At 61.4% G+C, this 17740-nt stretch carries 15 protein-coding genes; 8 read left to right on the top strand and 7 right to left on the bottom strand.

Features of this window, described 5'->3' with window-relative positions; genetic code table 11:
- The first annotated feature begins 69 nt into the window (after positions 1-69).
- A complete protein-coding gene (pgi, locus tag AC2CGI_RS18160; protein WP_015379240.1) occupies positions 70-1716 on the top strand; it encodes a glucose-6-phosphate isomerase in 1647 nt (548 codons plus the stop codon).
- 61 nt (positions 1717-1777) lie between these two features.
- Here pgi and AC2CGI_RS18155 read toward each other — a convergent pair whose 3' ends face one another.
- Positions 1778-3214 carry a capsule assembly Wzi family protein gene (locus AC2CGI_RS18155; RefSeq protein ID WP_075684494.1) on the bottom strand — a complete coding sequence of 479 codons (1437 nt, stop codon included), beginning with the start codon at positions 3212-3214 and terminating at the stop codon, positions 1778-1780.
- Between the two features lie 224 nt (positions 3215-3438).
- Between AC2CGI_RS18155 and psiE the strand changes: the two genes are divergently transcribed.
- The gene (psiE, locus tag AC2CGI_RS18150; RefSeq protein ID WP_015379238.1) at positions 3439-3846 is read left to right on the top strand and encodes a phosphate-starvation-inducible protein PsiE; all 408 of its coding nucleotides are present in this window, start codon (positions 3439-3441) and stop codon (positions 3844-3846) included.
- Positions 3847-3934: 88 nt separating this feature from the next.
- On the opposite strand, the gene malG is transcribed toward psiE, so the two are convergent.
- The 3 genes from malG to malE are packed head-to-tail and all read right to left on the bottom strand — an operon-like array spanning position 3935 to position 7665.
- Positions 3935-4825 carry a maltose ABC transporter permease MalG gene (malG, locus tag AC2CGI_RS18145; protein WP_021505147.1) on the bottom strand — a complete coding sequence of 297 codons (891 nt, stop codon included), beginning with the start codon at positions 4823-4825 and terminating at the stop codon, positions 3935-3937.
- A gap of 11 nt (positions 4826-4836) precedes the next feature.
- Positions 4837-6414, bottom strand: a complete 1578-nt coding sequence (gene malF / locus AC2CGI_RS18140) for a maltose ABC transporter permease MalF (RefSeq protein WP_076741026.1) — start codon at positions 6412-6414, stop codon at positions 4837-4839.
- Positions 6415-6471: 57 nt separating this feature from the next.
- On the bottom strand, positions 6472-7665 hold the full coding sequence (gene malE / locus AC2CGI_RS18135) for a maltose/maltodextrin ABC transporter substrate-binding protein MalE (RefSeq protein WP_016930286.1): 1194 nt from the start codon (positions 7663-7665) through the stop codon (positions 6472-6474).
- A gap of 358 nt (positions 7666-8023) precedes the next feature.
- On the opposite strand from malE, the gene AC2CGI_RS18130 reads away from it, so the two are divergent.
- From AC2CGI_RS18130 to malM, 4 genes are all read left to right on the top strand, one after another.
- Positions 8024-8995: an alpha-amylase family glycosyl hydrolase gene (locus AC2CGI_RS18130; RefSeq protein WP_015379234.1), complete on the top strand. Its 972-nt coding sequence runs from the start codon at positions 8024-8026 to the stop codon at positions 8993-8995.
- Positions 8988-10097: a maltose/maltodextrin ABC transporter ATP-binding protein MalK gene (malK, locus tag AC2CGI_RS18125; RefSeq protein WP_004936708.1), complete on the top strand. Its 1110-nt coding sequence runs from the start codon at positions 8988-8990 to the stop codon at positions 10095-10097. The genes AC2CGI_RS18130 and malK overlap by 8 nt, the downstream gene beginning before the upstream one ends.
- Before the next feature lie 32 nt (positions 10098-10129).
- A complete protein-coding gene (locus AC2CGI_RS18120; protein WP_015379233.1) occupies positions 10130-11419 on the top strand; it encodes a maltoporin in 1290 nt (429 codons plus the stop codon).
- A gap of 97 nt (positions 11420-11516) precedes the next feature.
- Positions 11517-12422: a maltose operon protein MalM gene (gene malM, locus AC2CGI_RS18115; RefSeq protein ID WP_015379232.1), complete on the top strand. Its 906-nt coding sequence runs from the start codon at positions 11517-11519 to the stop codon at positions 12420-12422.
- A 55-nt stretch (positions 12423-12477) separates the two neighbouring features.
- Here malM and AC2CGI_RS18110 read toward each other — a convergent pair whose 3' ends face one another.
- Genes AC2CGI_RS18110 through AC2CGI_RS18100 form a run of 3 tightly spaced genes read right to left on the bottom strand, consistent with a single transcriptional unit; the run spans position 12478 to position 15892 of the window.
- Positions 12478-13461, bottom strand: coding sequence for a nucleoside hydrolase (locus tag AC2CGI_RS18110; RefSeq protein ID WP_076741025.1), 984 nt, complete (start codon positions 13459-13461; stop codon positions 12478-12480).
- 22 nt (positions 13462-13483) lie between these two features.
- Positions 13484-14485 carry a LacI family DNA-binding transcriptional regulator gene (locus AC2CGI_RS18105; protein ID WP_049189126.1) on the bottom strand — a complete coding sequence of 334 codons (1002 nt, stop codon included), beginning with the start codon at positions 14483-14485 and terminating at the stop codon, positions 13484-13486.
- 24 nt (positions 14486-14509) lie between these two features.
- The gene (locus AC2CGI_RS18100) at positions 14510-15892 is read right to left on the bottom strand and encodes an MFS transporter (RefSeq protein WP_015379229.1); all 1383 of its coding nucleotides are present in this window, start codon (positions 15890-15892) and stop codon (positions 14510-14512) included.
- 392 nt (positions 15893-16284) lie between these two features.
- Between AC2CGI_RS18100 and ubiC the strand changes: the two genes are divergently transcribed.
- Both ubiC and ubiA read left to right on the top strand, forming a co-directional pair.
- Positions 16285-16800 (top strand): chorismate lyase, encoded by a 516-nt coding sequence (ubiC, locus tag AC2CGI_RS18095; protein WP_015379228.1) that lies wholly within the window; start codon positions 16285-16287, stop codon positions 16798-16800.
- Positions 16801-16817: 17 nt separating this feature from the next.
- Entirely contained in the window at positions 16818-17690 is an 873-nt protein-coding gene (ubiA, locus tag AC2CGI_RS18090; protein WP_004936728.1) for a 4-hydroxybenzoate octaprenyltransferase, read from the top strand.
- The last annotated feature ends 50 nt before the right edge of the window (positions 17691-17740 follow it).

The raw sequence follows: 17740 nt of genomic DNA, 5'->3' as shown, positions 1-17740 counted from the left end.
TAATCACAGTCGAACAGGCTACAATCGGACAAACGCGTCATTTTTATTCTCAAGCCTAAGAGTGTTGCTATGAAAAATATCAATCCTAGTCAAACCGCTGCTTGGCAAGCCCTGCAGCAACATTATGCACAGATGAAAGACGTACGGATCGCCGACCTGTTCGCCGAGGACAGCGATCGTTTCTCCAGGTTCTCCGCGACCTTCAACGATCAAATGTTGGTGGACTATTCCAAGAACCGCATCACGCAGGAAACCCTGGAGAAGCTGCAGGCGTTGGCGAAAGAAACCGATCTGCAAGGCGCCATCAAATCGATGTTCGCCGGTGAGAAGATCAACCGCACCGAAGATCGCGCGGTGCTGCACATTGCCCTGCGCAACCGCAGCAACAGCCCGATCCTGGTCGACGGCAAAGACGTGATGCCGGAAGTGAACGCGGTGCTGGCCAAGATCAAACAGTTCTGCGCGCGCGTCATCGGCGGCGAGTGGAAAGGCTACACCGGCAAGCCGATCACCGACGTGGTGAACATCGGCATCGGCGGTTCGGATCTCGGCCCTTACATGGTGACCGAAGCGCTGCGCCCTTATAAAAACCACCTGAACATGCACTTCGTCTCCAACGTCGACGGCACCCACATCGCCGAAACGCTGCAGCCGCTGAATCCGGAAACCACGCTGTTCCTGGTGGCCTCCAAAACCTTCACCACTCAGGAAACCATGACCAACGCCCACAGCGCGCGTGACTGGTTCCTGAGCAGCGCCGCCGATCAACAGCACGTGGCCAAGCACTTCGCCGCGCTGTCCACCAACGGCAAAGCGGTAGCCGAGTTCGGCATCGATACCGACAACATGTTCGAATTCTGGGACTGGGTCGGTGGCCGTTACTCCCTGTGGTCGGCGATCGGCCTGTCGATCGCGCTGTCCATCGGTTATGACAACTTTGAGCAGCTGCTGAGCGGCGCGCACGCTATGGACAAGCACTTCGCCGAGACGCCGGCGGAGAAAAACCTGCCGGTGCTGCTGGCGCTGATCGGTATTTGGTACAACAACTTCTTCGGCGCCGAAACCGAAGCCATTCTGCCGTACGATCAGTACATGCACCGTTTTGCCGCTTACTTCCAGCAGGGCAACATGGAATCCAACGGCAAGTACGTCGATCGCAACGGCAACCCGGTGGATTACCAGACTGGCCCCATCATTTGGGGTGAGCCGGGCACCAACGGCCAGCATGCTTTCTATCAGTTGATCCACCAGGGCACCAAGCTGGTGCCGTGCGATTTCATCGCGCCGGCCATCAGCCATAACCCGCTGGGCGATCATCACGCCAAACTGCTGTCCAACTTCTTCGCTCAGACCGAAGCGCTGGCGTTTGGCAAGTCGCTGGAAGTGGTGGAAGCCGAGTTCGCGGAGCAGGGCAAAACCCCTGAGCAGGTCAAGCACGTGGCGCCGTTCAAGGTGTTTGAAGGCAACCGGCCGACCAACTCGATCCTGCTGCGTGAAATCACCCCGTTCAGCCTGGGTAGCCTGATCGCGCTGTACGAGCACAAGATCTTCACCCAGGGCGCGATCCTGAACATCTTCACCTTCGATCAGTGGGGCGTGGAGCTGGGCAAACAGCTGGCTAACCGCATCCTGCCGGAGCTGGCGGGCAGCGAGAAAATCAGCAGCCATGACAGCTCGACCAATGCGCTGATCAACCGCTTCAAGGAATGGCGCTAAGCGCCTGAGCTGAAGCCAATAAAAAACCCGCCGCGGCGGGTTTTTTTACGTCTGTAACAAATTACAGATTGATCGGCACTTCGAAGCTGACGCCCGCGCCCACGTCATCGGCGGTGCTGTGATCGTTGTCGGTGTACCACAGGCTGGTATCGAACTTAACCTGAGACGGGAAGGTGTAACCCCAACCGACCTGGACGCCCTTCAGCGTATCGGATTTCGGGAACGCCTGGTTGATGCTTTGGCTCAGCGGGTTCACCTTGGCGTAAACCACGCGGGTGCTCCAGCGCTGGCTGTCGTCCAGCACCAGCTCTACGCGGCCGGACAGCATCTGGCCGTCGCCGCCCATGGCGTGGCCCAGCGGGTAACCCTGCTGGTAGTAGCCGCCTTTGTAGGTATAGTGTGTGTACACATAGTTTTTGCGGCTCATATCCGAACGGGTGTCTGACCCTTCGATATACCAGTTAATGGTGGTCGGGCCCCATTCCGGGTGGCCTTCCAAACCGAGCAGATAGGTGTTTTGCGATGGCAGATAACCTGCCTCATCTTCACCCACCAATTGACCATACAGGCTAACCGGCAGGCCGATCAGCGGCTGCATTTTCAGTTTGAAATCGAAACCGGCGAGCTGGTTGCCCGGATCGTTGCCTTTACCTGAATCATCGTTATCTTTACCGGTGAAGCCGTCCCAGAACGAGCTCCACGACTGCGGTCGGCCCTCGCCACCCCACATCATGATGCGTGAAGCGCCCAGTTCCAGGAAGTCGGTCGGCATCATGGTGAAACGGCCACCGATCAGTTTGGTGTGTGGTACAGAACTGTACTGCGACAGCTGGCCGGCGGACAATTGATATTGCCAGCGGCCGATCCACGACAGCCACGGGGTTTCAAACGGCGATTGGTCGGCGCGCTGCAGCATGAAGCCCGCGACCGGGCGCGCGGCGTCGGAGCGGATCAGGCTGCCGTCGTAGCCAGGGCCCCACCACTGGGAAACCTCGCCGAAGGAGAGCCATTGGTTCCAGATTTTCACTGCGCCGTAGGAGCCGTTCATGTTGAATTTGGAACCGTCGCTGACGCGCTGATCGCCTTCCACCGAGCCCTGCAGACGCACGTCCCAGAACTCGCCGTTGGCGCCGGCGCCGATGGTCAGGCGATCGTCGGCGTACTCGTTTTGGCCGAAGCCTTGCGGGGTGCCAGGTTTATCGGTCGACGCGTAACCGCTGACGCGGATGTTGGCTTTCAGGGCATCGACGCGGCGTTGCACGCGGTCGATGACGTTTTTCTCGGTGTTGGTCACCGGCTTGGCCTGCGCGATAACGGAACTGATCTCTTCCTGACTCAGCGGCCAAGTGGACAGGCTGACGTTGATGACGCCGCGGTCAGACAACCAGGCGAGATCGTTACGCAGATCGTTGTCAGGGGCTACCAGGCCGGCGGCGTGGCCGGACAATGCACAGGTAAACAGGCCTGCAGCGACCAGTCCGTTAAGTTTAGCGCGCATAAAGAATTCCCTTGTTAATTCGAGGTTATTGGTTTTATGTAAAGATCTCTGTGACCCATGATAGTTGACATTTCGATTTGCTACAAATCTATAAGCCAGAAACATCTTATTATAACGTGATGAATTAAATGGGGTTTAAAGTGCTTTCGCGAAGGGCGGAATTTTTAGGACAATGCCTATATTGGCACGGTTGAATCATATAAGCGGTATTCAGGAGAGGTTTTATGGCAAAAACGTCGCGTTCGATCATGATAGCGAAGGGGCTGCAGCGGGTGCTGAACGTGGGCTTGTTGCTGCTGGCGGCAATTCTGGTGGTGTTTCTGGTCAAGGAGACCATCCATCTGGCGAAGGTGTTATTTATTAATAGCGAAGAGTCGTCCTCTTACCTGTTGATTGAAGGCATCGTGATTTATTTTCTGTACTTTGAATTTATCGCCTTGATCGTCAAGTATTTTGAGTCGGGTTATCATTTCCCGCTGCGTTATTTTATTTATATCGGCATTACCGCGATTATTCGTTTGATTATCGTGGATCACAAAAATCCCATCGACACCCTGATCTACGCGGCGGCGATATTGGTGCTGGTGGTGACGCTCTATCTGGCCAACACCGACCGGCTGAAACGGGAATAGCGGAGATAAAAATGGCGGCCAAAGGCCGCCAAAGACACAGGATTACCGCTATCGCGGAAAAACATCAAACGCACTGCAGTGGCACAAATTACCCCTTCACGCCGCCGGCCGTCAGGCCGCCCACCAGCCAGCGCTGCGCCAGCAGGAACACGGCGGTAATCGGTATCGCCGACAGCACCGCAGCAGCGGCGAAGTCGCCCCACAGGTAGTTCTGCGGGTTGAGATATTGCTGCATCCCCACCGCCAGCGTGTAGCTGTTCACATCGCGCAGCAGCAGCGACGCCACCGGCACCTCGGTGATGGCGGCAATAAACGACAGAATGAACACCACCGCCAGAATTGGCACCGACAGCGGCAACAGCACCAGACGGAACGCCTGCCACGGCGTGGCGCCATCCAGCGCCGCCGCTTCTTCCAGCGAATTGTCGATGGTTTCGAAATAGCCTTTGATAGTCCAGACGTGCAGCGCAATGCCGCCCATGTAGGCGAAAATCACGCCGCCGTGGGTGTTCAGGCCGATAAACGGAATGTACTGGCCCAGGCGGTCGAACAGGGCGTACAGCGCCACCAGCGACAGCACCGCCGGGAACATCTGGAATATCAGCATGCTTTTCAACAGCGTGCTCTTGCCGCGAAAACGCATGCGGGCGAAGGCGTAGGCGCAGGTGGTGGATAGCGTCACGATACCGATGGCGGTGATCGCCGCGATTTTGACTGAGTTCCACAGCCACAGCAGCACCGGGAACGGCGGCGGCGTCACGCTGCCGTCGGCGTGAGTGACGCTGAAGCCGAGCGCCAGCCGCCAGTGATCCCAGGAGAGGGTTTCCGGTATCAGGCTGCCGGTGGCGAAGTTGCCGGAGCGCAGCGAGATGGCGACCACCATCAGCAGCGGGAACATGATCAGGGCGATAAAGCACAGCATCAAGATATGGGTGATCCACAGGCGCAAGCGCTGGGATTTGGGTTGAACCATGGCCATCGTTATTCTCCCTAATCGAAGTTCATCTTGCTGGCTTTCAAATTCAGGATCGCCAGCGCGCCCACCAGCAGGAAGATCAGCGTGGCGATGGCGGCCGCCAGGCCGAAGTCTTGCCCGCCGCCGCCTTCGAAGGCGATGCGGTAGGTGTAGCTGACCAGCAGATCGGTATAGCCGGCCGGCGTGGTGGTGCCGATCATGTTCGGGCCGCCGTTGGTCAGCAGCTGGATCAGCACGAAGTTGTTAAAGTTGAAGGCGAAGCTGGCGATCATCAGCGGCGTCAGCGGTTTGATCAGCAGCGGCAAGGTGATACGGAAGAAGTTCTGCCACGGGTTGGCGCCGTCCATCGCCGAGGCCTCGTACAGATCGTCCGGGATCGCTTTCAGCAGCCCCATGCACAGGATCATCATGTACGGGTAGCCGAGCCAGGTGTTGACGATCAGGATCATGCTCTTGGCGGTGAGCGGATCGCTGAACCAGGCGGGTTTGATGCCGAACAGATGGCTGAGCATCATGTTGATTTCGCCGAAGCTCTGGTTGAACAACCCTTTGAAGATCAGGATCGAAATGAACGACGGCACCGCATAGGGCAGGATCAGCAGCACGCGGTAGATCGCCTTGCCTTTCAGCGCCTCCCACTGCACCACGCAGGCCAACACCATGCCGACCGCCACGGTGAGGATCACCGTCATTACCGAGAACACGATGGTCCAGATGAAGATCGACACGAACGGTTTCTTGATGCCCTCGTCCTGCAGCACCCGCAGGAAGTTTTTCCAGCCGGTGGTGACGGTATAGCCGGGGCTCAAGGTTTCCTGCGCCCAGCCGCCGTCGGCGTTGATCGCCTGATAGAAGCCGATGTCGCCGTTCGGCCGATAGCGCACCTGGGTCTGGTTATTGGTCAGCGTGCTGCCGTCTTTGTCCAGCGCATACAGCGGGCGGGTGCCGGAGAATTGGCGAAGAGAGCTCATGCGCAATTCACCGCCGTCGGGCAGTTGCGCCACCAGCTGGCTCAGCGCTTGCCGGTTCTGGGTGATCACTCGCAGCGTGGCGCGTTCGCCCTGCGGCGCGGCGCTCTGCGTGGTCAATGTCAGGGTTTGCGGCGCAGCGGCGTCGAGGCGGAAAGGCTCGGAAATCATCGGCTGTTCACTGTCCGGCGAGGTTAATTGCAGGCGCCATTGCTGATTTTCCGCCGGGTAGAGGCCGAAGGTGAAGGTTTTGCCGCTCTGGAACTGGCGTTGCATCAGCACCGATTGCGCGCGCTCAAAGGTCAGCTGGTTGGTGCTGCTGTAGTTGGTAAAGGCGATGGCGATGGTGCAGATCAGCGGGAACAGGACGAACAGTCCCATGCCGGCGACGCCGGGATACACATAGCGCCAGGCGTAGGCGCGGCGGTTGGCGAAGACGTAAAGTCCGGCGCTGACCAGGATCAGCGTCAGGATGGCGAACAGGTATTCACCCTGTGCATACATCAACACAATCAGGTAGCAGGTCACCAGGCTGAACAGGCCGACCACCAGCCATTTCAGCGCGTCGCTTTGCCACCACTTCGATTTTTTACGCGCAGGCGTCCCGGCGTGAGCGAATTGCATAGGGCGTTCCTTTCTGTGAAGCAATGGCGGGGCGCCACGGCGCCCCGCACGACGTCGTTACTTGGTGATGCGGGTCTGCACGTCGTCCAGCGCGGCTTTCACCGTCTGACGGCCGCTGACGGCGTTGATCACTGCACTGCGTTCGGCGTACCAGAAGGCGCTCATCTGCGGGATGTTCGGCATAATCTCCCCGTTTTGCGAGTTCTGCATGGTGGCGGCGATCTTCGGATCTTTGGCCAGCGCCTCCTGATAAGACTTCAGTGCCACCGCGCCCAGCGGTTTGTCTTTGTTGACGTCCGCCAGCCCTTCGTTGGTCAGCAGGTAGTTTTCGAGGAACTCGGTCGCCAGCTCCTTATTCGGACTGGCGGCGTTGATGCCGGCGGTCAGCACGCCGACGAACGGCTTGGACGGTTTGCCTTTGAAGGTCGGCAGCAGCGTCACGCCGTAGTTGATTTTGCTCTGCTCGATGTTGTTCCAGGCCCATGGCCCGTTGATGGTCATCGCGGTTTGGCCTTTGTTGAACGCGGCCTCGGCGATCGAGTAATCGGTATCGGCGTTGATGTGTTTGTTTTTCACCAGATCGACGATGAACTGCAGGCCAGCCTGTGAACCGGCGTTGGCGACGCCGACATCCTTGATGTTGTATTTGCCGTTTTCATACTTGAAGGCATAACCGCCGTCGGCGGCGATGATAGGCCAGGTGAAGTAGGGTTCCTGCAGGTTCCACATGATGGCGCTCTTGCCGCCGGCGCGCAGCTGTTTGTCCAGCGCCGGGATCTCTTCCCAGGTCTTCGGCGGCTGTTTGACCAAGTCTTTATTGTAAATCAGCGATAGCGCTTCGACGGCGATCGGGTAGCCGATCAGCTTGCCGTCATAGCGCACGGCGTCCCAGGTGAACGGGAACAGCTTGTCCTGGAAGGCTTTGGACGGGTGGATTTCGGCCAACAGGCCGGACTGCGCATAGCCGCCGAAGCGGTCGTGGGCCCAGAAAATGATGTCAGGACCGTCGCCGGTGGCGGCCACCTGCGGGTATTTTTCTTCCAGTTTGTCCGGGTGCTCGACGGTGACCTTGATGCCGGTGTCTTTTTCGAATTTCTTGCCGACTTCCGCCAGGCCGTTATAGCCCTTGTCGCCGTTGATCCAGATAACCAGTTTGCCTTCCTCAATCTTGGCGAAGGCGGAAGAAGAGAGCACCAGGGTGGCCAGTGCCGAGAGCGCCAGCGTGCGGGCGAGGGTAATGCTGCGAGTCATAATCCAGTCCTTCTTTTTGTGGGCACATAAATCAAGGAGAGACGTTTCGCGGTAATAGTGGGTCACAACGCGACATATTCTCATCCTCCCCCCCTCTACGCCCCTGAGATGAGGAGTGTGATCCAGTTAACGTTGTGCTCTATTCTGTGGCGTCAGGCACACAATAGGGGGGCGATTTTTGCCAGCCGGATCACAGATTTGCCTTAAGCGCGGAACTTCTCATCGCCGCGGTCGTTCTCTCATCCTCCCGCCTCCTCCCCCATGAAAAATCCTGTTACGGATGATTACCCTTTCCGGTGACTCCCGCACTATCGACACATCGATTTTTAACGCCACGCGCAGCAGGGATACCGGATTTATGTCGTCAATGCCTATCGCCACTCAGCCCACCCTGTACCGGATCCATCCGGCCAGTTTCCGTGACGGAAACGGGGACGGCGTGGGCGACGCGCACGGCATGCTGGCGGCGCTGCCGTACCTGAAAGCGCTGTCGATCGACGGCCTGCTGCTGCCGCAGACGCTGGCGCCGGAGGCCGAGGCGACGGTGACGGGCGAAGGGCTGACGCTGTGGTACGGCGATGAAGCCAACCGCGTTCGCAATGCCGTCGCGCCGCAGCGGTTCGCCCACGGCGCGCTGGCGCTGGACGTGATGCCGTTCAGCGCGGAGAAGCTGGCGGCGGTGTTGCACGCCCGCCGCGCCACGTTAGCGGACAGCCTGTGGAGCACCGGGGACGCCGAGCAGCCAAGAGTGGTCAGCCGCTGGGGGCAAGGCGATTTGCGTTCCGCCGCCGCCTTTTTGACGCTGTTGGCGATGTTGCCGGCGCCGATCTGCCTGTATCAGGGCGAAGAGCTGGGGCTGCCGCATGCCGCCGGCCTGCAGGATCCGCGCGGCGCGCAAACGCCGATGCCGTGGCATGAAGCCCCCGAACAGGTCACCGCCGGGGAGATCAGCTGGTATCAGCAGGTGGCGATCGAACACCGCGCATTGGCCATCAGCCGCCAACAGCACGACAGCCACTCCACCTTACGTTACTGCCAGGCGCTGTTGGCTCTGCGCCGTTCGCCGCTCATCCAGCGCGGCGAGCTGAACGCGGTCAGCCAGCGGGACGGCGTGGTGCGCTTACTTATTACCCATCAGGATCAATGCCTTGAAGCGCTGATAAACCTGCAGCCTTATACTCAGGCGGCCGCGCCGTCTGAGGCGACCTTGCCGTTGGCATGGCAGCACGGCGCGCAGCAAGAGGGTCATCAATGGGTTTTGGCGGGCTTTGCCTCCGCCATTTTCACACGACATGTTAACTGCGAAAGCAGGGGAGTAACGCATGGCTAGCGTGACACTGCGTAGCGTTTATAAGGCCTTCGGTGAGGCCGTGATTTCCAAAGACGTCAATCTGACCATCGAAGACGGCGAGTTTGTGGTGTTCGTCGGGCCGTCGGGCTGCGGCAAATCGACGCTGCTGCGCATGATCGCCGGGCTGGAGGACATCACCTCCGGCGACCTGCTGATCGGCGAGAAACGGATGAATGAGGTGCCGCCTTCCGAGCGCGGCATCGGCATGGTGTTCCAGTCCTACGCGCTGTATCCGCACCTGTCGGTGGCGGACAACATGTCGTTTGGCCTGAAGCTGGCCGGCGCCAGGAAAGCGGAAATCAATCAACGGGTGAACCAGGTCTCCGAGGTGCTGCAGCTGGCGCACCTGCTCGATCGGCGGCCGAAGGCGCTGTCCGGCGGTCAACGTCAGCGCGTGGCGATCGGCCGCACGCTGGTGGCCGAGCCGGACGTGTTTCTGCTCGACGAACCGCTGTCCAACCTCGATGCCGCGCTGCGGGTGCAGATGCGCATCGAGATCTCCCGTCTGCACAAGCGCCTGCAGCGCACCATGATTTACGTCACTCACGATCAGGTCGAAGCGATGACGCTGGCCGACAAGATCGTGGTGCTCGACGCCGGTCGCGTGGCGCAGGTCGGCAAGCCGCTGGAACTGTACCACTACCCGGCCAACCGCTTCGTCGCCGGGTTTATCGGCTCGCCGAAGATGAACTTCCTGCCGGTCAAGGTGACCGCTGCGCAGCCGCAACAGGTGCAGGTCGAACTGCCCAACCGTCAACTGGTCTGGCTGCCGGTGGAAGGCGCGGGCGTTCAGCCCGGCGCCAACCTGTCACTGGGCATTCGCCCCGAACATTTGCTGCCCGGCGAAGCCTCTGAAGTGCGGCTTACCGGCGACGTACAGGTGGTGGAGCAGCTCGGCAACGAGACGCAAATCCACATCCAAATCCCGGCCATCCGTCAAAACCTGGTGTACCGCCAGAACGACGTGGTGCTGGTAGAAGAAGGTGCCACATTCGCCATCGGCCTGCCGCCTCATCGTTGCCACCTGTTCCGTGAAGACGGTACGGCATGTAAACGGCTGCACCAGGAGCCGGGCGTTTAAAGCATCAAAGTCGGTATAACAGGAGAATAATGATGACTACTCTGCGCAAACTTCCTCTGGCACTGGCTGTCGCCGCCGGTGTTCTCTCTACTCAGGCGCTGGCCGTGGATTTTCACGGTTACGCCCGTTCCGGCATCGGCTGGACCGGCAGCGGCGGTGAGCAACAGTGCTTCAAGGCCACCGGCGCCGCGAGCAAATACCGTCTCGGCAACGAATGTGAAACCTACGCCGAACTGAAACTGGGGCAGGAAGTGTGGAAAGAAGGCGACAAGAGCTTCTATTTCGACACCAACCTGGCCTATTCGGTCTCGCAACGTTCCGACTGGGAAGACGTGACGCCGGGCTTCCGCGAAGTCAACGTGCAGGGTAAAAACCTGATCGACTGGCTGCCGGGCTCCACGCTGTGGGCCGGTAAGCGTTTCTATCAGCGTCATGACGTTCACATGATCGACTTCTACTACTGGGATATCTCCGGCCCGGGCGCCGGTCTGGAGAACATCGATCTGGGCTTCGGCAAGCTGTCCGCCGCCGTGACCCGCAACTCCGAATCCGGCGGCTCTTACGGCTATCTGGATAACGAATGGAAACAGCGTCCGACCGTCAACGATACCTTCGACCTGCGTCTGGCCGGCCTGGAGCTGAACCCGGGCGGCACCCTGGAGCTGGGCGTGGACTACGGCCGCGCCAATGCGCAGGATAACTACCGCCTGGCGGACGGCGCCAGCAAAGACGGCTGGATGTTCACCGCGGAACACACGCAGAGCATCCTGAACGGTTACAACAAGTTCGTGCTGCAGTACGCCACCGACTCGATGACCTCGCAGAACAACGGCCGCAACGAAGGCGCCACCATCGATAACAACGGCAAGATGATCCGCGTGCTGGATCACGGCGCCATCGACTTCAACGATCAATGGGCGCTGATGTACGTCGCCATGTTCCAGGACATCGACCGCGACAACAACAACGGCACCACCTGGTACACCGTGGGCGTGCGCCCGATGTACAAATGGACGCCGATCATGAGCACCTTGCTGGAAGCCGGCTATGACAACGTCAAATCCCAGCGCACCGGCGATCGCAACGGCCAGTATAAAGTGACCCTGGCGCAGCAATGGCAGGCGGGCAACAGCATCTGGTCGCGTCCGGCCATCCGCCTGTTCGCCACCTACGCCAAGTGGGATGAGAAGTGGGGCTACGCCACCGGCGATGATACCGGGTATAACGCCGGCACCGCTTACAACGACACCAGCATGCATACCTTCAGCCGCGGCAAGGATGACGAAGTCACCTTCGGCGCCCAGATGGAAATTTGGTGGTAACGACAGGACGGGGAGGGCCGCAGGCTCTCCCCCAATCGCATTCGCCGCGGCCGGATCTCTTGCCTGAACCATCGCGGCGCTGAAAGAGGATATAACGATGAAAAAGAATCTGCTGTCACTCTGCCTGTCGCTGGCGCTGACCGTCGGCGCGCCTTTGGCGGCCAATGCCGATACGCCGGCCAACGTTTCCGTCGCGCCGGCCATCAGCGCCGCCACGCTGCAAAGCCTGCCGTGGCAGCCGTTGCAGCCGCCGGTGTCGCAAGAGGTGAAGCTCGACGCCGTCAGCCCGCAGCTCAATCAGGGCGAGATCCAGGGGGCGATCGCCGCCTATACGTTGCCGGCCGATCGCGGTTCGCTGGAAGTGACGCTGAGCAGCCTCGCCAAAAACAATTCGCTGTACGCGCCGAGCGTGCTGGTGCTGGACGAGCATCTGCGCCCGGCGGCGTATTACCCGAGCAGCTATTTCCCTTACCAGCCGCCGGGGGCGATGTCCTCCGATCGTCTCGAAGGCACGCTGAAGCTGACGCCGGCGCTCGGTCAAAAACAGATTTACCTGCTGGTGTACACCACTCGCCAGGATTTGGTGAAAACTACGCAGCTGACCAACCCGGCCAAGGCCTATGCGCAGGGGGTGGGCAACGCGGTGCCGGATATCCCGGATCCGATCGCCGGCCACGCGACGACCGGCACGCTGAAGCTTAAGGTCACCGCTGAACAGGGCACCGGCAACGTGATGATCGGCATGCTGCAGCCTGCGCCGAGCGTGGCGCCGGTGGTGGTGGGGTCGAGCACCCCGGCCGCGGCGGCGGCACCGATGCCGACGCCGGAGAAACCGGCGGAGCCGATGCTCAACGATACCGAAAGCTACTTCAATAACGGCATCAAGCAGGCGGTGAAGGCGGGCGATATCGACAAGGCGCTGAAGCTGATGAATGAGGCCGAGAAGTTGGGCTCTACCACTGCGCGTAAAACGTTTATCAGCAGCGTTAAAGGCAAGGGGTAACACCCGGCGCTGCCGATGCTGGCTCGATGATTGGTGCGCCTTGGCGCACCTTTTTTCATCCGCGCGCCAGCGTTGCGCCGATCAACGCCAGCAGACGGGTGTTGTCCACCTGCTGCATGATGCGCACCGGCTTGCCCTGCGGCGGCGGCATACCGACCGTCAGGCGCAGGCCGCCCGGCCGCCAACGGCGTGAGCTGCCGCGCGTCAACGCCCCTTCCAGCGCCACATCCACATGGAACATTTCGGTCGTGACCAACTGCGGTTCCAGCAGCCAGGCGATCACCAGCGCATCATGGATCCAGCAGCCCGGCAGGCGCCGCGTATGGCGCGAATAGTCGATCCACGGCTGCGTGGTGGCGCGCAAATAACGGCACAGCGGGGTATCCGGCTGGGTCAGCGCGGCCAGATCCGCCTGGGTCAGCATGGTCTGGGTGGTGACGTCCAGCGGCGCCAGCGTGATATTGGCACCGCTGTTCAACACCAGCCGCGCCGCTTCCGGATCCAAACCAAAATTGGTGTCCTTGATGTATCCTTCGACGTTGAACACGCCGCCCATGATCACGATCTCTTTCACCGCCTGCGCCATCTGCGGGTAAAGCTGCATGGCGTGCGCAACGTTGGTCAGCGGGCCGATCGCCGCCAGCGTGATCTCGCCGGGATGCCGGCAGATCAGTTCGCCGATGGCGATGGCGGCGTCCGGTGCGGGCGCGTTGGCCAGCGAGGGGGCGGGCAAGTCGCGCCACAGCGCCGCCAGCTGCGGATCGGTGATCGGGTGGTCCAGATGGGCGCGCCACGGCTCCGGCGGCTCGCTCAGGGCGCGCGCCGCGCCGAGGGCGACCGGTACCCGGTAGCCGCTCTGCGCCAGCAGATCGGAGGCGACGGCGAAGCCCACTTCACGCGGGGTATTGCCGGCCACGATGCTGATCAGCTCCAGTTGCAGCTGCGGTTTGGCCGCCAGCGCCAGAGCCAGCGCCAGACCGTCATCGACGTTGGCGCCGGGAACGCCGTTGCCGGGATCGCAATCAATGATTAAACGCATAGTAAGGTGTCCTGAAAAACCGCTAACAGCCGCACGAGTGGCGGATGCGCAGTTGAAAAGCGAATTCATGCAGCTCGGCGGGCGCGGCGCCGGCGGCCAGCATGGCGATGGCCCGCTTGGCCATGGCGTCGATCGGCTGCTCGACCGCGCTGAGCGGCGGCACGCTGAATTCGGATTGCTGCGTGCCGTTAAAACAGATCAGCGCCAGATCGCCCGGCGCGCGCAGCCCATGTTCCGCCAGCGCCGATAGGCAGCCGAGCGCCTGCTGCTCGTTAGAGGTGAAAACGGCGCGCGGGCGCGGGCCTTGCACCAGGCGCTGGGTGGCCTGGTAACCGCCCTGGCGGGTGTAGGGCACCTCGAAAATCCATTCGTCGCGCGGCGCGATGCCCGCTTCCAGCAGCGCATCGCGCCAGCCGTTCAGGCGATCCTGTGCGTTGAGCATGGTCAGCGGGCCGATAAAAATGCCGATATCGCGATAGCCGTGCTGCAGCAGATGGCGGGTCGCCTGGCAGGCGGCGTCGCGCTCGTCGACGCGAATGGCGCAGACGCCGGCCTGGCTGTCGATGGTATCTATCATCACGCAGGGCGTGCCGGAGGCGCGGATCAGATCGAACCACGGATGGCGATCGACGCTGGTGTACAGCAGGCCGTCGACCTGGCGGCGCAGCAGGTTGTTGATCAGCTCATATTCGCGCTGCCGGTCGTCGCCGGCGTCGCCCAGCAGCAGCACGCGGCCGTGGCTGAAGGCCTCCTGCTGCAGCGCCCGCGCCAGCGTGGCGAAGAACGGGTTGGAAATATCCGGCACCACCAGCCCGTAGGTTTGCGTGCTGCCGGAGGCCAGCGCTCGCGCGATGTCGTTCGGCCGGTAGCCGGTCTGCTCGATCGCCGCCAGCACGCGCAGCCGGGTGGCTTCCGCCACCGGGCGCGGACCGTTGTTGATCACATAGCTGACCACGGCGACGGAGGTGCCCGCTATGCGAGCCACGTCGGCGCGGGTAACGCGGCGCGCGGAGTGATTATCCAAATTGAGGTCCTGTTCGCCTTCCCGCTACGCGGCATCCTGCGGCAGGTTGAGATCGCGGCCGCGGGTTTCGGGAGCAAAGAAGGTGGTGATTAAGCCGATGGCCGCCATTACAACAAAATAGCAGGCGACAGGCCACCAGTGACCGAAACCGGACAGCAGCGCGGTGGCGATCAGCGGCGCGGTGCCGCCGGAGAGGATCGACCCGAGCTCCTTGGCGAACGCCATTTTGGAGTAGCGGTTCTTCACGCCGAACAGTTCGACGCCGTAGGCCGCCTGCACGCCGAAGATCCCCAGCGATGCGATGCACATGCCGACCACGATCACCGAGATGACGATCGCCGGCTCACGGCTGTCGAGCAACCAGAACGCCGGGAAAGCGTACAGCACCAGCAGCAGGCAGAACCACCGGTAGGTGATGCGGCGGCCGAAACGATCGGAGAGCCAGCCGGCCAGCGGGATCACCAGAAAACCGCACAGTGAGGCGATCAGCACCGCCAGCGCCGGCACCGATTTATCGACCATCAGCACCTTGGCGACGTAGCCGACGATAAAGCCCTGGCACAGGTAGGAGGGGCCGTTTTCGCCGATGCGCAGGCCGAGCATCACCCAGAACGCCTTGGTACGCTGCAGGTAGCTGCGCGTATCCGGCGCGGCCTGGGCGGCGTCCAGCATGCGCTGGTGGTTTTGCTGCAGCTCGCGTTCGAACACCGGCGTTTCCCGCACGTGGCGGCGCAGATACAGCGCCACCCCGGCTATCAGGATGCTGGCGAGGAACGGAATGCGCCAGCCCCAGCTCATCAGGTCTTCCTTGTCGAGCTGCAATACCAGCAGCCACACCAGCGACGCCAGCAGGGTGCCACTGTTGGAGCCTATGGCGATGATCGACGCCACCAGCCCGCGCCGCTTGGCCGGCGCGTATTCCGCCAGCATCACCGCCCCGCCGGACAGCTCCGCACCGGCGCCGAACCCCTGCGCGAAGCGCAGGATCACCAGGCAGGCGGGCGCCCAGACGCCGATTTGCGCATAGGGCGGGATCAGGCCGATCAATGTGGTGGAGAGGCCCATCAGCGCCACGGTGGTGATCAGCACCACGCGGCGGCCTTTGCGATCGCCGATCCAGCCGAACACCAGCGCGCCGATCGGCCGCGCGACGAAGCCGACGGAGTAGGTGGCGAAGCTGGCCAGCAACGCCACCAGCGGCGTGGCTTCGGGGAAGAACACGTCGCCGAACACCATGCCGGCCGCCAGGCCGTACAGCGCGAAGTCGACGTATTCCATGGCGGTGCCGAGCCAGCAGGAGAAGGTGGCGCGCCAAAATTGGCTGCGCCCCTCTTTGGTTGCCAGGCGTTCATCGGCCGCCAGCGCGGCGTCGGCGGTCTGTGAAGGGGCAAGCGTTGTTTCGCTCATGGCAGTGCTATCCTCTTTTATTCTGCGCCTGGAGGGGCGCGGTTAAAGATGGTTTCCCTGGTGCCGGCAACAAAGGTGTGCCGACAAATCATGTCGGACGCATGGCGATTCAACGCTGCCGTATCAGGGTATCTACGCGCGTAGATAACACAACGCGAGGAAGCTGAAACTTTGCGGGCGATCACAGAATCGTCAGCGCGCCGGGAAATGAAGATAGAGAATGCGGATGGCAAAAAGATGACAGAACCCCGGTTTTTCCGGCCGACAGACCTGCCGTTTTCGCCACGAATCAGCCTGCCGCTTTCGCATTTCTGCGCTACAATGGGGGCCTGTTAACAGTTTGTATCGTCTGGCGCGCCGTACCGGCTGCGGTTCAGGCGAGGAGTAAAGCAATGTCTGGCATCAGGGATTCCATCCTGCCGCCGCTGGAGTGGTTATCCGAACAGGATCCTCCGGCGCCCGCCGCCGTCAGCGACTGGCTGATGGAGTTAGGCTCCATGACCCGACGATTTGAACGCCATTGCGCCCAGGTGCGCGTTGAACCGCAGCGCGAATGCTTCGTCACGCGCGAGGCGCTGGGCGACGAGGCGAACCACCTGCCCGATAGCCCGCGCTACTGGCTGCGCGAAGTGGTGCTGCTGGGCGACGGCCAGCCCTGGCTGCTGGGGCGCACGGTGATCCCGGAACATACGCTGACCGGCCCCGACCAGGCGCTGGTGGATCTGGGGACGCTGCCGCTGGGGCGCTATTTGTTCAGCAGCGGCGATCTGACCCGCGACTATATCCATATCGGCCGACAGGATGCGCTGTGGGCGCGTCGTTCACGGTTGCGGCTGGCGGGCAAGCCGCTGCTGCTGACCGAACTGTTTTTACCGGCTTCGCCGCTGTATTCAGCGGTCCCCGCATAAGAGAGGAGAGCAAGACGTTGGAGGGAAGCGTGACTCAAAGTAAATGGCGGGCTTACAGCCATTTGATGCGCATTGATAAACCGATTGGCACGCTGTTGCTGTTGTGGCCGACGCTGTGGGCACTGTGGCTGGCCGGAAAAGGCGTGCCGCCGCTGTCGATTTTGCTGGTGTTCGTGCTCGGCGTGTTCCTGATGCGCGCCGCCGGCTGCGTGGTGAATGACTATGCCGATCGCGCGGTGGACGGCTACGTGAAACGCACCGCCGGGCGGCCGATGCCGAGCGGCCGGGTGAGCGCGAAAGAGGCCAAGGTGCTGTTCGTGGTGCTGGTGCTGATCTCGTTCTGCCTGGTGTTGACGCTGAATGCGATGACCATCTGGCTGTCTCTGGCGGCGCTGGCGCTGGCCTGGGTGTATCCGTTTATGAAGCGGGTGACCAACCTGCCGCAGTTCGTGCTGGGCGCCGCGTTCGGCTGGGGCATTCCGATGGGCTATGCGGCGGTCAGCGAATCGCTGCCGCTCAGCTGCTGGCTGCTGCTGCTGGCGAACATCTGCTGGACGGTGGCCTATGACACGCTGTATGCGATGGTCGATCGCGACGATGATCTGAAAATCGGCATCAAGTCCACCGCTATCCTGTTCGGGCGTTATGACAAGCTGATCGTCGGGCTGTTGCAGTTCGCGACGTTGTTGCTGCTGGTGTGGGTCGGTTATCTGGCGCAGCTCGGCGGCGCGTTTTACTGGTCGCTGCTGCTGGCGGGCGCACTGTTCATTCACCAGCAGAAGCAGATCGCCGGGCGCGAGCGCGACGCCTGCTTCAAGGCCTTTCTGCAGAACAACTATGTCGGGCTGGTGGTGTTTATCGGCATCGCGCTGAGCTATCTGCCGGCGTAACGGTTCCCTGCCGCAAGAAAAAAGGCACCCCAAGGGGTGCCTTTTGTGTT

The sequence above is a fragment of the Serratia sp. LSHTC3 genome, assembly GCF_057197125.1.
Note: the sequence above shows the minus strand (reverse complement) of the source record. Positions and strands in the feature narration are given on the sequence as shown.

Bases quoted from the DNA above. Each gene is read 5' to 3' on its own strand.
- AC2CGI_RS18120 (WP_015379233.1), top strand. From the start codon at position 10,130: ATGACTACTCTGCGCAAACTTCCTCTGGCACTGGCTGTCGCCGCCGGT.
- malG (WP_021505147.1), bottom strand. From the start codon at position 4,825: ATGGCCATGGTTCAACCCAAATCCCAGCGCTTGCGCCTGTGGATCACC.
- malK (WP_004936708.1), top strand. From the start codon at position 8,988: ATGGCTAGCGTGACACTGCGTAGCGTTTATAAGGCCTTCGGTGAGGCC.
- psiE (WP_015379238.1), top strand. From the start codon at position 3,439: ATGGCAAAAACGTCGCGTTCGATCATGATAGCGAAGGGGCTGCAGCGG.
- AC2CGI_RS18155 (WP_075684494.1), bottom strand. From the start codon at position 3,214: ATGCGCGCTAAACTTAACGGACTGGTCGCTGCAGGCCTGTTTACCTGT.
- AC2CGI_RS18110 (WP_076741025.1), bottom strand. From the start codon at position 13,461: ATGCGTTTAATCATTGATTGCGATCCCGGCAACGGCGTTCCCGGCGCC.
- AC2CGI_RS18130 (WP_015379234.1), top strand. From the start codon at position 8,024: ATGTCGTCAATGCCTATCGCCACTCAGCCCACCCTGTACCGGATCCAT.
- AC2CGI_RS18100 (WP_015379229.1), bottom strand. From the start codon at position 15,892: ATGAGCGAAACAACGCTTGCCCCTTCACAGACCGCCGACGCCGCGCTG.
- pgi (WP_015379240.1), top strand. From the start codon at position 70: ATGAAAAATATCAATCCTAGTCAAACCGCTGCTTGGCAAGCCCTGCAG.
- malE (WP_016930286.1), bottom strand. From the start codon at position 7,665: ATGACTCGCAGCATTACCCTCGCCCGCACGCTGGCGCTCTCGGCACTG.
- ubiC (WP_015379228.1), top strand. From the start codon at position 16,285: ATGTCTGGCATCAGGGATTCCATCCTGCCGCCGCTGGAGTGGTTATCC.
- malM (WP_015379232.1), top strand. From the start codon at position 11,517: ATGAAAAAGAATCTGCTGTCACTCTGCCTGTCGCTGGCGCTGACCGTC.
- malF (WP_076741026.1), bottom strand. From the start codon at position 6,414: ATGCAATTCGCTCACGCCGGGACGCCTGCGCGTAAAAAATCGAAGTGG.